This window comes from Spiroplasma endosymbiont of Panorpa germanica (assembly GCF_964019765.1).
Lineage (GTDB): Bacteria > Bacillota_I > Bacilli_A > Mycoplasmatales > Mycoplasmataceae > Spiroplasma_B.
Genome location: NZ_OZ026461.1, coordinates 949,947 through 965,939 on the forward strand (window position 1 = coordinate 949,947; position 15,993 = coordinate 965,939).

The window sequence follows — 15,993 nt, forward strand, 5'->3', positions numbered from 1 at the left end:
ATCTTTTTTATATTTGAGGAAAAAATAATAGATGATTATTATTAATAGTATAATATCAATAGAGGTATTATTATGATATTTACAGATTTAGAACATAAAAAATTAATTAAGACTTTTAAGGATTTAATTGCAAAAAGCCATGAAATTAAGATAATTTCACCCTTTATTACCAAAGAAGCTTTTAACCTCTTTTATGAAGAATTTGAAAGTTTCTTTGCCAATAATGGAAAATTACAAATTTTAACAACTACCTATAATAAAGCTGCTAGTTCTTTTAATATTGATGATTTAGCTCAAATTAATAAATTTAATAATACCCAAATTAAGGTCCAAGTTATCAATTACCAAAGCCCAATTCATATGAAAGTTTATGTCTTTAATACTAAAGATGGTATCTATGCAATCTCAGGTTCTAGCAACATGACCAACAAAGGACTAACAAGCGGAGAAATTAACTTTTCTTTTGTTAAAAACGAAGAAGCCCAGATATTAAACGATCACTTTAATTACATGTGAGATGATTGTGATAATCATTATGGATGGATTAATTTTAGCGAATTAGACCCAAATGATTTTATGAAATTTGATAACCATAAAGCCATTAAAGCTGAGGTCTTTAAACCACTTCTCTATCAAGAAGAGGTTATTGATGTTTTTAAAAAACGTAACCAGCTCAAAAACTTGATTGTTTTACCAACCGGGACTGGCAAGACTTATTTAGCAGCCTTCATTTACCAAGAAATTATGAAAAAAATGGCTAATCAAAGGATTTTATTTATTTCTCATCGTCAAGAAATTATTATTAATGCTAAAGCTATTTTTGAAAAAATCTTGAAATTAACAAATACCACTTTAATTAAGGGTGGCTGGATTGAAAATTCAGAGGAATTAAAAAACAACCATTTATTTGTAGTGGATAAAAGCTTGAATAATCTTATTGACCAAAAAAAGTTACAAACAAATGATTTTGGAGTAATTTATTTTGATGAAGCTCATCATTTAGATGGTAAAAGTGAAACAAATATTATTGCCAAAATCGAAAACTACTTTAAAGCTCAATACAAAATAGCTTTGACAGCAACTCCTGAACGTATGGATAAATTCGACATCACAACAATATTTGGTAAACCAATTTATGAGATGCGTTTAAACGATGCTCTAGAAAATAATCTAGTAGCTCCGTTGAACTATTTTCTCATTAATGATGACTCAACAGTTCTAGATAACCAGGACTTAAATAGTCTTGATAGATTAACACAAAAAATTAACACAAAAACGAGAAACGATTTAATTTTACAAACCATTGAAAAGCGCATTTCTTATATTGATAACAATTGCGTGATTTTTTGTACTACCATTGAACATGCCCAAGTCATTAATCAGATGCTACTTGAAAATAACTACAAAAGCGCCGTTCTTACCAGCGAAGACAATAAGGAACGATCAACAATTTTAGAAAACTTTAAAAATCAAAAACTTAACTTTTTGTGTGTCGTGGATATTTTAAATGAAGGTGTTGATATTCCAAACATTAACAACGTTATCTTTGCTCGTCCCACAAATTCAAGTACTGTATTTTTACAACAATTAGGTCGTGGTTTGAGAAAGCAACCCGATAAAGTTTTAAACGTCTTTGACTTAGTTGCCAATATTAACAATGATTCATACTGGTATAATCGTTTAGCAAATATTACAAATTTGGTAAGTGATAAGACCAATAATAATTATCAAATTCAAGAACTACAAAATGTTAATTTAGTCTACGATCAACTAAGTTATCAAAAAATTATAAAAAATTTAGCCATGAAATGAGACACTCAATTTAATAAAGCTGTTGGTAGTTATAAAATTAGAAAAACACTATGCTATGATGACTTCACTAGAAAAGAATTGGTGGTTTATTTTTTATTTAATAAAAATAGTGATAATAAATGGGCAAATATTTTATATCAATTTAGTGATAGTCTAGAATTGTTTGATAATATTAGCTCATTGGAAAAAATGGACCTGCGATCATTGGAGGACGATTTTAAAGATTTAAAATTCTTTAATTTTATGAAGAAGTATCAAGATGAAAATTCCAACGGTTTAAATTCAGAAGATGCGAGAAAACTAGTTATAGAGCATAATAAGAAAACTCGCGAGTACAAACTATTGTATAACTTTGTTAAACTCGTTGAACCCGAAATTGAAGAATTATCTATTGGTGAAATTTTAACTAAAAAAGTAGACAATAAGTACTTATCAACAATAACTATTGATCAGAGTGGCTATTTACTAAAATCAGGTTCACATTTTAAACCATATGGTCGTAAAATTTATGAACCCCTTATTGAAGATTTGTGAAGTAAACATTGTCATTTAGGCAACTTGATTGATAAAGAAAATAATATATTTATTTTAAAAGAAGATTTGCACTTTCCTAGCCGTAATCTTTTAGCACAATTTGTCATTGGGGGTAACGCAAGTTTTCCAATCGAATTTAATATTGAAAGACTTGGTATCTCGATTCAAAAATATATTGTTGAAAAGATTAAAAAGATTATAAGTTAATTAAAATCATTGATTTTTTGACAACAAAGCTAGAATATTAGCTGGTTATACTTTTGATTGAAAATCAAAAAATAACGATCAAGTTTTTGATATTGAAATTAAAGATTTTAAAAAACGCTGAAACTTAGTTAAAGATGATACTTGAGCTATATCAAAAGATTCCTTCGAGCAAGTTGGATGTATTCATACTTCACAAGGAATCGAGTTTGATTATGTTGGGGTAATAATTGGTGATGACATGTTTTATGAAAATAATAAATTAAAGACTGACTTTAAGAAACGTTCAAAAAATGATTCTAGTGTTAAAGGGTTAAAAGGTAAAAAAATTGAGCCATTAAAGACTCAATTTATTGGTGATAAAATTATTAAAAAATACTTATAAAACCTTAATGACTCGCGCCATGAAAGGTTGTTATATATATTGTGTTGATAAAGGGTTGGGTGAGTATTTGAAAGATGAGTTGCTAAAAATTTAAATACACAAAAAAATAAAATAATTAATTTTGCATTTATTTTTTGAGTAAACTAAATTAACCGAATTGCTTTTGTCATTATTTACTCTTAATTATTAAATATTCGAAATGATATTTAAGATATTAATAGTAAATCGTTGAATTTCAAATTTCTTTAAAACTTAATAATCTTGTTTTCGGATGTCCAAAAAGTCATTTTTTAAATTAACTTTAATAATTAATTTAATTACTTTTGTATTTTTGCTGTGTTTGACATCTATTTGTCGTCAATATTATTTGTTGTGTTTATGTAATATGGTTCGTCATAATACCTTGTAAATTCTTCATCTGTATTTTTAGGTATAATATAGGCAAATATTGGCGCTACATCTAAAAATGTATTTTCTGGGTTTTCTTTTGAAATAATTTTTGAAAATACAATGAACAAAACAGGTCCATCGCTCATTTCTCTTATAACAGCTTTTTGTGACTTGAATTCTTTTTGTGATTTAGAAATTAATTCAAAATTTTCAGATGCTGTGGTTAGTACGGTTTTCACTCTAAAAGTTTTCAAATTTGTTTCATCATCCATCTGAAGGTTATGGGAGAAAATAGACTTGCTTGATAGATTAATGTTAAATTCTTTAGTCTCAAAAACACCATTTTTATTTCCTTTATTTGTTGGAATAACAATTTTTCATTTTTTATAAAAAGCAGCATTTTTGGTAATTTTATTTATTTTAGATAATGTTAATTCAATTTTCTCCTTTTGAGATTTAGGCAATTTTAAACTATTCAAAAAAAATTCAATTGTTGAGAATTCAACACTTTCATAAATTTTAAATCAAGGGTTATTTTCAGCAACCTTAAAACTCTCTATAAATTTTTTTGTCAACTCGAGGTTATATTTATTTGAATTTTCATCTCTAAAGTAAGTAGATAAAAAATTTCTTCCACTAAAGGTAGTTCTATTTGCTTCAATAGCTCCTTTCATTTTATTAGGAGAGGTTGGTATCAATCCTGGGTTAAAACTTTTTATTTTAATATCAAATTCGTCTGGGGTGATATCAAGACTATTCATTTCCCTCAAATCAGTTTTTAAAGTTTCAAAGTTTGAAAAAACAGAAATTAAATAATTTATAATCTTACTTGTTGAAAATATCCTAATTAAATCAATGTAGTCACTTCTATATCCATATCATCTAGTCATTTGCATTATCGTATCTGCAAATCCAGTATTTCTGTAGAACAGAACCACCAACAAACATGGAACGGTCAACCCTCTAGATAGTTTATATCCTCCAATTCAAATCTGCAATTCTTTAGAACTGCTGATTGAGCTGTTATCTTTATTTACAACAACCGCTTCGATTTCATCCTGATTTAATACTAATGAAATTTCCTTCTCCACACTTTCCCAACCGAAATTACAAACTTCTTCAAATTTTTCTGTGTAGTTTTTTTTAATTTTGTTTATGAGATCTTGGCTATCTATGTTGCTTTTATAAAATTTAACTAGGTTGTCCATTTTAATCTTTATTTCTGATTGAGCGATATTTTTATGATTAATATTAATCATAAGAGTTTTTATTTTATTTTTTTTAACTTCTAAACTTTTTTCTCTCAATCTCAAAATTGAAGAAGACAATAAAAAATTTATAAAAACCTTTTCAAAAATTGGGTTTTCATTTATTAGTTTGGGATTTACTTTAAAAGATTCATCAAAATTTTTAACTACCTCTTCGTTTAAGATAGAAACAGCATGATCAGAATTTTCACAAATTTCGTTAAATTTTGAAAATCCAGTATAATTTGATCCCGGATTTAGAATCGTAATAAAGTCGTCCGGGTATAAATTAACACCATTGGCAACTCTATTTTTATCTGTCAGTAAATTAGCAAATGGGGAAGCGGTATATCCAATATAAACTTTACGTTTAAACAAATTATAAAGCTTTGTAATCTCTTCAAAGGTTTTGCTAACTTCACCTTCTGGAGCATTACGATTTTTATTATCTAAAGATGCCAAATCTGATTCATCATCAATTATAAGGGTCTTATAATTTATTGGCTTATTATTACCATCTTCACTCATTTTTTTAACTTCTTCGAAGTAAGAATTTATTTTTTTAAGAACATTGACATTTTTTTTAATAACTCATACACTTTTCCTTTTTATTTCATTGGATTTATTTTGAAGTACATCTTTTTTTAAATCTCCATTAGCCGTTGGTAAATTAATCCCCTTATCATTAAACAATACTCATTCATCAAAATTATTATTTGTTCCATCTTTTGGATAATTAACTGCTGCTTTGGTTCTTTCCATCGTTTGAAGTCTAAGATCTTCAATTAATCCAGAAAGAATAATAACTCTCATATAGCCCAAATCAAAAGCCAAATTTGCAAGCGCCAAGAAGTTGGTAGTTTTACCAGATTGTATATCACCCAATGCCAATCCTTTTATGGAAAATTCTTCAGCTTCATCTGAAACATTTATTTTCTTTCCAATCTCTAATGTGGTTCTTTTAATTTCTTCTATATCATCATATAAAAACTCGCCTGAATTTAGAAGGTTCTTTATATAATCCTTAAAATATTCTAAATTTTCCTCTTTTATTGGATCAACGAAATATTCCTTTTTTCTTTTGATCTCAATAGTTTTTGAATAACCTCTATCCAGTAACTCTAGTAACTGCTCTCTTGTGATTGGGTGTTTTTTAACTACTAGTTGTATGGCTTCCTCTTTTGATTCTTCTTCTGTCCATGCTAAACTTAAAAAACTCTTGTAGAGATTTGTAAAGTCTTCTAAAATTTTATAACACATTTTTTCTAATCTCCTTCATTATTAAACTAACTTTATGATTGTCAAAGCCAAATTCGTTAGATAGTACATCATACAATTTCAGTTCACTCATTTCAGAAGACAATATTTTTAATTCATCGAGATTGTCCTCAATACTTTTTTGGTTATTTTTATAAATTATTATTTTGAGATTGTTAGTAAACACATTTCCTCTTATTTCATAATTTAAATTATCAACCGAATTCAGAACTGAAAAAATAATGTGAGCACTAGTTTTAATTTTGGTTTTTTTACTTATTTCAAAAAAGGTCATTTCAATATTTTCAAATTTCGATGGATCTATGCATCTAGAAAATAAATTGAAATCTAATAATTCCTTTATTTTATTAAGATAGTCTCGGTAATTTAAACCATGAATTTCTTTAACTAGTTTTATTTCATTTGGTCTGATTAAAATTATTTCACTATTTTTAATTTTTTCTATTATGTTTTTTTTGAATTCTCCAATACTTGTTTTTAATCCCATTTGTCTAAAAATATTAATAAAAATGTCATCCAGATTTGTTAGATTTTTATTAAAAATTTGATCATTTATCAGTTCTAGCATTATAAGTTTCTCCAAATTTTACTTAAAATATATTCAGATATACTAAGTTTTTTTTCATTTAACTCACTTAATAAAGCGTATTCCTGGGCAAACATTCCATGCGCTTTAAAGATTTGTATATAACCGATTATTACCAAAGGATTTTTTTCAGTGCAATATTTATCCTTATCTTCTAAAATTTTAGACGCTAAATTTTTTTTCATTCTTACACTTACAGAGCTAATTTTTGAGTCAGAGTCAATACCGTGGCAATCAACAATTAAATTAAAATATAAAAATTCTCCGTACTCTTTAAAAGACCCGCTGTCAATATATCCTCTTAAGCAACCTATATTCATCAAAACCTCTTTTAAATAATTATACAATAAAAATATATTATATTATTTTATTTATAAAAAATTTCAATAGCAATTAAATACTTAAAAATTGCTACAATTTATAGACAAACCTAATATTCTCTCCTTTATTATAAAATAACCAATATATGAAAATTATTCGTTCTAAAAAAGGAAAAAACATTAAAAATCCTCTAAAGATTTTAGAGGATTTTGATAAAAATTGCTTATTAATTGAAAAAGCAGTGCAATTAGATTATTATTTTAGTAACGTAATTACATGGAGGTAATATTATTAAAAATAAAATTAAAAACAATCCAAAACTAAGGCTTTTCATTTACGGAAAGGAAACTAATTACAAAATGACTTTTTGAGAAAAAATTGATTTTATCCGCTATATTTTAATTGCGATTATTTTTTTATTTTTTATTTTATCGTTACCTTTTGCTATTATTTTTCAGGGAATTGGAGATGGATGGGTAACTTATTTTTCTCTATTTTTATTAATATTTGTTAATGTTTTAGCTGTTATATTACTAGCTTTTTGAGAGGTTAACTTGGATGAAAAAATAAATCATCGGCAAATTTTTGGATTTAAAGGTAAAGAAAGTTACAACGTCATAGGAAAAAGGTTAATAACAAATTGTAAGGCAAAAAATATTTTTTTGATTCTTTTCGCGATAGTTTTATTTATATTTATTGCTTCAAACTTCATCGCAACTACAAAATTTATTGCTTATTTTAAAATTCATTGACTATCTAGTTTAATGATTGATTTGACCAATTTCTTTATCCTTGGGATATATTTAAAACTTTTAGTAAAATTTATTTCAAAAATCTTTGCAGCTAATAAAAAAGTCAAAGATAACATAAATAAATTCTATGAGGCTAATTTGATTTACTCTAATTTGTTTAATGACTTTGAAATAGAAACAAGTCAAAGATTTGCGGTAAACAGAAAAATGGGATTAAATTCAAAAACTTCATATTTTAGCATTCAGTTAGAAACAGAGAAACCAGGTTGAAATGATGAAATATTAAACGAATATAAGGCTCTTTGAACTGAATTTTGACTCTTCTTTGAAAATGTTGAAAATCAAAAAGGTAAGAATTTTAACAAAATTACAAAAGAATACATTTTTATTTTTAAAAATTTTCTTGAAATTTAATGAAATAAATTATCATTAAACTATATAAGATAATTATATTCAAAAACTAAAGTATTAGATTATATTTTACTAATTATTTAAATCATGTAATGAATTTTGAGCCGAGAAGTTTTGGAAGCTTAAAATTAAAATATTGAAATTAGTTATTCCAATTTTAGTCCTAAATTTCATTATGTGATTTATTGTATGAATGGGCGCCGATTTTAAATATTTTTAAAGAAAATATTGTAAAAAATTTCTTCAATAGTTGATAGCAAAATTATTCTTAGGCAGTTATACGACAAAGAAGTATTATTTTCTAATTTATAGACATCTCCATGCATAAGCGAATTTCTTAAATCTAAGCCATTGTTTTTTATATCCAAATAAAGGTGTCAATATATAGTTTCAATTGTCTCTTTTGAAATGAAGTCTAAGAAAATAGTTTTAAAATTATATTCATCTTTTTCATAGTTCTCTATAAGATCTCTTGAAGGTTTAAACTCTTTTTCTTCTCCATTATTAGAATAATTTTTGAAATAAATCATCTTAAGTAAATTTTCAAATACACTAATTATTGAAAATAATGAGCATTGCATTTTTGCAAGATTTGCAAATTTTCATTTTATCTGAAATGTACTAAATAAATTATCAAAGTGTGATTTAAAATATTGAATTTCATAGTTACTTAAATTAAAATAATTTAAAATTCAATCAATTTTTCTAATCAAAATAAGATAGTACTGAGCATAATATCTGGGATTATTTATAAAAAAAACATTAAAAAAATTTGCAATATTATTTATAGAAGACTTCTGAACGGATACTTTTAACTGAGAAAAATTACCTGGATTAAGTATTTTTACTAAATTAGAATTTACATTATAATTTGGTAGATATGATAATAATTTTTCTGAATTATTATTAAAAGATAGAAAAAGAAACCCATTATTATTTATAATTTTTTTACTTTCATAGGTATATTTTTTTAAGTCATCTTTAGACATTTCGAAGTGACTTGATTTACCAAATACCGTTGTACTAGCATGATCAATTTGCACAGAATTATCCAATATTTTTATATTATTTTGAATAGAACTGCTATTTATAACTCTACTTTTCTCAAACATAAATTTGAATTTTTTTAGTAAATATTCTTTTAAATGAAAATCTCATTTTTTGTCTTCGAGAACTTTCTTCGTAAATTTATTAAATATTTTCTCAACTTTATTAATTTCATTTGAAAAATCAAAGTAAAGTAAAAGACATTCAAAAAACAAATCACAGTTATAAAGATCATTCATGTAGAAATCATTTTTTTCAATTATTTTTACAAAATAATATTTTAAATCCTTGTTAAAATTTTTAAAATTATTTAAAATAATATTTATCATGAAACCTTCATTAGCAAGTCTATCAATGGTTAACTTCTTTATTTTATTGTCGCCATCAACTTGATACTTCTTTTGGAAAAAAACATCCTGCAAAAATTCCCTAAAATATTCAGAAAGCAATGTTTCATCCATAGTCAAAATATAATTAAAATTTTTTTTAAAAAAATTAACCATGTATAACTCCGTTTTATTTTTTCCATAATTTAGTTCATCCACTATTTTTTCAGTCAATTCGGTGTAATCTTCCTTAAAATTTATTTCGTCTTTTGATTTTGCTTGTTTTCAATCTTTTATAAATTTTTGAATTTGTCATTGAAAAATATGAATTTCAATTTCATTTATAAGTTCCTCATATGAATTTATTTTTTCTACGCATTTATTTTTATGATTTTTGATGTAATCAAAATTATCTCTAACACTGTCGAGAAATGATTTAGCAAAAAAATTATTTAATCCGTAAAATTTAATAAATCTTTTTTTATTTTTCAAATTAAACCTCCAATAATTTAGTAATTTTTCAAATATATAATATTATTATATATTAATTAACATTTGAAAACATAATAACAAAATTAAAAACCTATCTATGCAAAGTAACACCTAAGTTTTTGAATTTGCTATGTATGACTTAAAATTATATTTATCAATTAAATAATTATGCTAGTTGAATTAGTTTTATAAACTAAAATCCAGATCGGATATTTATTAACTAAAAAACGTCTCATTATTGTTTAGTCAACATTAATAAGCAATTTTGTATAGTCAATAATTTATATTAAATCCTTTATCTTGATATATTGAGTGATTTCCTTGTTATTAAAGTCAATTTTAATTTTTTTTCTCAATAAAAGACTATTTGTGGGATGGGTGTGGCCACAATCAATGTAATAGACGAAATTTGGAATTTGAATTTTATTGGCCTTGTATATTTCCTTCATTAAAATATGAGGCTTAATTTTTGAACCAAAGTCTTCATATTTTTCATACTTGCCAAATATAATAGCTTTGATATTTTTTAAAGCTCCGCTGATAAATAAAAATGAAAACAACTTTTCGATCTGCTCCAAGTTTTTATGACTATCTTCAATAAATAAAATTTTGTTTTTAAAGGATTTTGTTTTTCAAAATAAATCGGTAGTTGCTAAAGAATTCAAATTGCCCCCAATTAGTTTCCCTTTTATAATCCCCTTGCCTTCAAATTCAGTTTTGTTTTTGTGCTTTTGCTTGGCATTTTCAAATTTATCTCAATTTATGTAGTCATCTGTTCAATAGTCAAATTCTTCAATGACATTAACTTTGCTTGTTATAGATTCCATCAATTTAGCATATGTTTTATCAGAATAAATTTTCTCTCATTCACCAAAATGAGAAATTAATGATGGACCGTAAATTACTCGAGCTTTTGTTTTTTGAGAAATTGTATTTAGAATTGGTGAAACATCAGAGTTTCCAACAAATATCATGTTTTTATTTATAAGTTTAAAATCGATTAAACACACTATTGAATTACTGCAAAAACCCCCAATGGATGAGATATAAATATCGCATTTTAATTTTAATAAATTATTGAATTCATTGGCTCGATCTTTAATACTCCCTGATCGATAAAAATCTTTATTATAAAAAAGTTCTCCAAGAATAACTTCATGACCTTTATTTTGCAAAAACTCAATTGCATTATTCGCTCGATTTGGACATTGCTGAAAAGCTGGGGCACTTGCGCTAAAAACTCCGATCTTCATTTTAAAACTCCTTATTTTTTTAAAATAAATTTTACTAGTAATTAAATGTTTCTATTCCTAACAACAAATTTCTTTCTATAAATATAATACTCTAAATTGGTAACTTATCAAGTTGATATTCATACTGTATAATTTAAATTCTAAATCATCCTATTCTAATTGAACTATTAATCAAGAGTTCAATTTAACTATTTATAACTTCGTTTACAAAAAAAGCTTTAAATAAATGTAATATCAATGTCGACCAGGAATGCATCGTGTCAATATATAGTAAGATTTTCTTCAAGATATTCATCATCAATTTCAGTGGTTTTATTTTCAAGCGTAACTATGATGAAATCATTATTTTTATCGATTACATGTGTTATATCTACGTGTGTATCTAATCCGTAATAAATTTTTTGATCTATTTTTGGATCATAGGTTTTGTCTAAAATATTAATAATAAAGCTGCCCTTTCTTTGAAACTCATTAAAATTGCACTTAAAATTAGGTTCGTCAGCACCACCATAACTTAGTTTTGAATTGTAATATAACTTAGCAGTACTGCCAATTTTATAAGCTATTCCTCCTGCCAATTGTGAAATAGTGGCAATATTTGATCCTATCTTCAAACCAATTCTCAAATAATTAATATCGGGATTTAATTCCTTTATTCTGTCTAAAACTAACTCTCTTTTTGGAATTGGGATAAATCCTAAATTCCTTTCTTGAATAACACTGTTCAAATCAACTCTAGATTTCCCACATGAGACAACCATTGAACTTGTGGTTGCTGCTACTAAACCCGAGAGCATTGTTAAAATAATTTTTTTCATATTAAAGTTCCTTTCACTATTTACATTTCCTCAATATCATCAGCATTAAATCCCATATTTTCTAATTGGGTTCAATTGTATTTTTGACCTTTATATTTAAACAAGAGTTTTAATTCCCCCTTAACTACATTTGGGGTTGGATAAAAAGCGTTTCAAAAACCCATTGAAAAAAGTCTTCAAATATCCGCTTTATTTATAATTCGAGATTCTTTATATTCTCATCCATAATGAACCAGATATCTGTTTGTGGGTTTATCATGTCCATAAATCACAATATTATGCTGATTTTTAGCTCAAGAAACCATAACTGGAACATCGTATTTAATAAGTCACTCCTCAGGACTTGAAGTATGCAACCATGCAGCACTGTATTCATCGTCCATTTTTCAAGGCAGATTTAAATGCTTATTTCAATTTCTGAAAGTAGTGTGAACAGAACCCCCTCCTTTTAAATCTGTTTTTTTATTATTTAGTTCTCATAGTTTAACGGGTAAAGATTTTTCAGGTTTATTACCTTGATAGTGTTTATGATATGGTGCGATGATTTTCTCGCTGTAATTGTTTAGTGAGTAATCAAAATATTCATTAAAAGAGTTTTGGGTAAAAACAGATGGAGTTTTAAATAATTCCAAATATGTCATTATCGTTGACAAGGAAATATATTCACACAATCCCATTGAGCCTCTTAAAACAGTTTTATCTGTATAGCCAAATGACTTATTAGATTTTAGTTTTGTGAATCATTGATAGTTTGTCACCTTATTAGAAAATCCAAGTATTTCCCTATCTGTGGCTGGCGTACCAATTGGATTGCCCCCTGATTACCTAACTTGGGATTCCATATTAGCTTCTTGAACTAGGATATTATTATTATTTTCGTTGTTAACATTTTTTATTGCTAGCAAGTTTGGTGTTGCTATTAAACTTGAAAGTAATATCGAACTAATTTTAAACATGATCTTCCTTCCTTTGATCTTGTGAATTTATAAAGTTATAATCTCAAGATAAGGGTTGGTGTCACAGCAAACAGATTCTTTTTCTACCGTTATAGTACATTTAAATTTGCTATTTGTCCACTGTAAATAAAAACATCATTAATTTTTTAATGATGTTTTTATTTTATTAATGAATATAGAGTTTTAGACATTTTTGGCCTTAGTCAATTTTTTTAAATTTTTAGTTTTGATTTTTTTAGTTTTTTCAATTTCTATAATCCTTTTCATTCATCTTTAAGAATAGTTTTTAACTTAACAGTATCTTCATCATAGTCTTCTAAAATTAATGAAGCACTACGGTTTTCGAAATATTTAATTTTTCCTAAAAATATTTTCATTGAGAAAGTAACTCCATAACTAACCATAATAGAGCTCACCCCTCACAGATAACCTCCCCCAAATCAAGTGGTAACCACAGTTGGAGCAAGAGCATTTTGCAGGTACATCAAGATTCCAAAAATTAAGCCGCTTCCCTATAAGACGTAATTATTTGAGGTGATCAATTAAATTACAAACAAAACGTCGAAGACAATATACTTCAAGTGGGTTTGAATATTTCACAGATACTATGCCAGTATGAAAAATTAAAAATAATTTGGAAGTTGAAATTTATAAAAATTAATTGGTAAAAATTTAGATTACTTAAAACAATCTTAAAAACCTTGCAATATTTTTTGTAAGGTTTTTAAAGATGCTAAATAATTTATGCCCAAAAAAACACCATCAAGAAATCTTGATGGTGTTTTGAAACTAATTTTTAAATTGAGGTTTTTATTTTATCCATTGGGCTTATTAGCATAAAATGCTAATATAAAAACTCAACGAATGGCATCAAAAGGATAAGAATTATCTCAAAATGTTCTAGTGATTCCACCTCAGTTAGTGACGGTTGGTCGAATTCTTTCAGCTCAATTAATTGAGTTGAAAGAGTCTGCCTCTAATACTCCAACCATTAAAGATGTTACTCGATAAAAGCGTAGCGATTCAGAAATCAAAGTAATTAATATTACTAAATTTCTATTTTGCGTTCCTGAAGAATTAGAACTTGAGCTAAAATTCAGTAGACTTTGGTACATATTTGAAACAGCTGCCCAATTAATATGCAAATTACCATTACCAATTAAGTGATTATAATTTCCGGAACGATAAAGTAATCCAGCGGTTCTGAACCCTTGAATATTTCTAAATTGTTGATCAACATCACCAAAATGAAAGTATTCGTTATTATTATTTATAATTCCTGCAACATATAAATCACCAAGAGTGACAACAACTCTTATTCCTGGGCCCTCTTCATATTGAATACCACTATGTCGTAAAGTTAATAGAAAGTAGCCATCTTGTCTTCCATCTAAACTAATCAAAGGTTCGCCAATATGTCCCAATTGAGCTATTCTTGTTGCAACCCCTCTGGCAGAAACCAGGTTGAGCCTAGTGATTGATAATCCCTCAATAAATGATTGGCCATTTACAAGATCAAGTACAACCTCAAATTCTGGAGGTTTGCCACCCTGTCTCACTAAATCAAAATTTTCTTTAGTTTCTTTAGATTGAGATAAATTTTCTTCTGGTTCTAAAATTGGTGCAGAATATAGTTCTGTGATATCGTTTTTATTTAATGTCTTTTTCATTTAAACCCCCATTTTCAAAATAAAATTTAATAATAAATTTTAGATTTTTTAGGAATTAATTAATAAAAGTTGTTTAAAATCTCAAGAAACTCAAGGGTATGTATCTGATAATCTTCCCTCGGCAAACATTTCTCAATGAAGCACTACTATTCGTGAATACGGAACCACTTCATATGTTAAATCAATTCCTGATTGATGATTGGCTCATCCATAATTCTTATAACTATGAAAAAAAGTCTTTTTTCCTGAATCCAGTACCGACGAAGGAATCTGAGTGTATTTTAATTCTTTAGATAGAAAATGATTTCCTAAAGAATAGTGTCTTACTGTAGAATCTTCAAATTCAATAGTTTTAATCTTTTCTTTGAAATCATCAATGTCATCGGCATAGTCCAGCAGTTTGAAAAGTGTCAACGAGCCACTTCTAGTGTAACGAGAACTGATACCACCAACGACTTTTTCATTCAACCCAACATTTATGATGGTGTTTCTTGGTGATGGTTTAGAACCTGAAGGTTCGCTATATGACTGATCCATTTTATTTTCACTATTATCGTTTGAAGGCGACGCTGAGAGCGGAGCCTCTATTATAGAACTTGTTTTTTTCAAAAATTCACTCCTCCATTTAATATCTATTGAAATAGTAATAATTAAATTATAAAAAGGAATTATTAAATGTATTTTTTAACTAATCTGATATGTTTTACAATTGTATAAAATTATGTACATTGTATAAACCTTACCTCCCTTAGTTATGTACAAAAATATTATAGCATCGATTTTAATAATATTTTTGATTTTAAAATAAACTCATAAAATCAATAAAAATTATAAATCAAAAAATAATTTAATGATTTTAAAATAATAGCAAACTTAATAATACAGATGAATTTGAATTTGAAGCGACAAAGCGAGATGCTCTAAGTTTTAACACGATTTTTCTCCTTTTATCTTGTAGATTTATAAATTCATAATCTCAAGATAAGGGCTGGTGTCAATGTTAACAATTCTTTTTCTACCGTTACAGTACAATTAAATTAACTATTTATTTACAGTAAATAAAGTTTTAGGCATTTTTCGCTTTGATCGATTTTTTTAGTTTTTTAGATACGATTTTTTTAGTTTTTTCAATTTCTATAATCCATTTTCATTCATCTTTGGGAATAGTTTTTAACTTAGCAATATCTTCACCATAACCATAGTCTTCTAAAATTAATGAAGCACTACGATTTTCGAAATATTTATTTTTTACTAAAAATATTTTCATTGAAAAAGTAACTCCACAACTAACAATAATAGAGATTGCTCCTCAAAGATAACCTCCCCAACTCAAGTGGTTACCCCAGTTTTATCGGGCGTATTTTGTAGGTACATTAATATTTTTTATCTAATCTTTAATAATCCAAAGTTGTTTATTTCAACAATGCCTTCAAGGTAGCTTGATGTCTAATTACATCGTTTTTGCTAATATTTAGCTCATGTTCTTGTCTCTCCATTTAGATACATTTAAA

17 protein-coding genes are annotated in these 15,993 nt (G+C 26.5%); 5 read left to right on the forward strand and 12 right to left on the reverse strand.

The annotated features are described in order from the left end of the window. Positions 1-72 precede the first annotated feature (72 nt). The 3 genes from AACK87_RS04360 to AACK87_RS04800 all read left to right on the forward strand — a co-directional run bounded on the left by AACK87_RS04360 (position 73) and on the right by AACK87_RS04800 (position 3,029). Positions 73-2,553 (forward strand): DEAD/DEAH box helicase family protein, encoded by a 2,481-nt coding sequence (locus tag AACK87_RS04360; protein WP_338972039.1) that lies wholly within the window; start codon positions 73-75, stop codon positions 2,551-2,553. A gap of 199 nt (positions 2,554-2,752) precedes the next feature. Further along, positions 2,753-2,935 (forward strand): DNA/RNA helicase domain-containing protein, encoded by a 183-nt coding sequence (locus AACK87_RS04365; RefSeq protein WP_422397209.1) that lies wholly within the window; start codon positions 2,753-2,755, stop codon positions 2,933-2,935. A gap of 7 nt (positions 2,936-2,942) precedes the next feature. Then, positions 2,943-3,029: a hypothetical protein gene (locus AACK87_RS04800; protein ID WP_422397210.1), complete on the forward strand. Its 87-nt coding sequence runs from the start codon at positions 2,943-2,945 to the stop codon at positions 3,027-3,029. A gap of 253 nt (positions 3,030-3,282) precedes the next feature. Here the strand turns inward: AACK87_RS04800 and AACK87_RS04370 are convergent, their stop codons facing one another. From AACK87_RS04370 to AACK87_RS04380, 3 genes are read right to left on the reverse strand one after another with little or no spacing between them, the layout of a single operon-like run. Further along, positions 3,283-5,832: a Z1 domain-containing protein gene (locus tag AACK87_RS04370; protein WP_338972041.1), complete on the reverse strand. Its 2,550-nt coding sequence runs from the start codon at positions 5,830-5,832 to the stop codon at positions 3,283-3,285. Beyond that, complete coding sequence (locus tag AACK87_RS04375) at positions 5,822-6,418, reverse strand: hypothetical protein (protein WP_338972044.1); 597 nt, start codon at positions 6,416-6,418, stop codon at positions 5,822-5,824. Before AACK87_RS04375 ends, AACK87_RS04370 begins: the two co-directional genes overlap by 11 nt. Then, a complete protein-coding gene (locus AACK87_RS04380) occupies positions 6,418-6,756 on the reverse strand; it encodes a hypothetical protein (protein ID WP_338972046.1) in 339 nt (112 codons plus the stop codon). The genes AACK87_RS04375 and AACK87_RS04380 overlap by 1 nt, the downstream gene beginning before the upstream one ends. Positions 6,757-7,116: 360 nt before the next feature. Between AACK87_RS04380 and AACK87_RS04385 the strand changes: the two genes are divergently transcribed. Beyond that, entirely contained in the window at positions 7,117-7,923 is an 807-nt protein-coding gene (locus AACK87_RS04385) for a hypothetical protein (RefSeq protein ID WP_338972047.1), read from the forward strand. Positions 7,924-8,126: 203 nt separating this feature from the next. Here the strand turns inward: AACK87_RS04385 and AACK87_RS04390 are convergent, their stop codons facing one another. The 6 genes from AACK87_RS04390 to AACK87_RS04415 all read right to left on the reverse strand — a co-directional run bounded on the left by AACK87_RS04390 (position 8,127) and on the right by AACK87_RS04415 (position 13,297). Continuing rightward, complete coding sequence (locus AACK87_RS04390) at positions 8,127-9,785, reverse strand: hypothetical protein (RefSeq protein ID WP_338972050.1); 1,659 nt, start codon at positions 9,783-9,785, stop codon at positions 8,127-8,129. A 281-nt stretch (positions 9,786-10,066) separates the two neighbouring features. Continuing rightward, positions 10,067-11,038 (reverse strand): LD-carboxypeptidase, encoded by a 972-nt coding sequence (locus tag AACK87_RS04395; protein WP_338972052.1) that lies wholly within the window; start codon positions 11,036-11,038, stop codon positions 10,067-10,069. 218 nt (positions 11,039-11,256) lie between these two features. Then, positions 11,257-11,856 carry a hypothetical protein gene (locus AACK87_RS04400; RefSeq protein WP_338972055.1) on the reverse strand — a complete coding sequence of 200 codons (600 nt, stop codon included), beginning with the start codon at positions 11,854-11,856 and terminating at the stop codon, positions 11,257-11,259. 20 nt (positions 11,857-11,876) lie between these two features. Continuing rightward, positions 11,877-12,614, reverse strand: coding sequence for a putative cysteine peptidase (locus AACK87_RS04405; RefSeq protein ID WP_338972057.1), 738 nt, complete (start codon positions 12,612-12,614; stop codon positions 11,877-11,879). Positions 12,615-12,677: 63 nt separating this feature from the next. Beyond that, on the reverse strand, positions 12,678-12,812 hold the full coding sequence (locus AACK87_RS04410; protein ID WP_338972059.1) for a hypothetical protein: 135 nt from the start codon (positions 12,810-12,812) through the stop codon (positions 12,678-12,680). Positions 12,813-13,063: 251 nt separating this feature from the next. Further along, on the reverse strand, positions 13,064-13,297 hold the full coding sequence (locus AACK87_RS04415; RefSeq protein WP_338972061.1) for a hypothetical protein: 234 nt from the start codon (positions 13,295-13,297) through the stop codon (positions 13,064-13,066). A 44-nt stretch (positions 13,298-13,341) separates the two neighbouring features. Here AACK87_RS04415 and AACK87_RS04420 point away from each other — a divergent pair, with 44 nt between their 5' ends. Then, positions 13,342-13,473 carry a hypothetical protein gene (locus AACK87_RS04420; protein ID WP_338972064.1) on the forward strand — a complete coding sequence of 44 codons (132 nt, stop codon included), beginning with the start codon at positions 13,342-13,344 and terminating at the stop codon, positions 13,471-13,473. 154 nt (positions 13,474-13,627) lie between these two features. On the opposite strand, the gene AACK87_RS04425 is transcribed toward AACK87_RS04420, so the two are convergent. The 3 genes from AACK87_RS04425 to AACK87_RS04435 form a co-directional block, all read right to left on the reverse strand. Further along, complete coding sequence (locus AACK87_RS04425) at positions 13,628-14,482, reverse strand: ribosome-inactivating family protein (protein WP_338972066.1); 855 nt, start codon at positions 14,480-14,482, stop codon at positions 13,628-13,630. A gap of 48 nt (positions 14,483-14,530) precedes the next feature. Beyond that, positions 14,531-15,091 (reverse strand): hypothetical protein, encoded by a 561-nt coding sequence (locus AACK87_RS04430; protein ID WP_338972069.1) that lies wholly within the window; start codon positions 15,089-15,091, stop codon positions 14,531-14,533. A gap of 457 nt (positions 15,092-15,548) precedes the next feature. Further along, a complete protein-coding gene (locus tag AACK87_RS04435; protein ID WP_338972072.1) occupies positions 15,549-15,815 on the reverse strand; it encodes a hypothetical protein in 267 nt (88 codons plus the stop codon). Between the last annotated feature and the right edge of the window lie 178 nt (positions 15,816-15,993).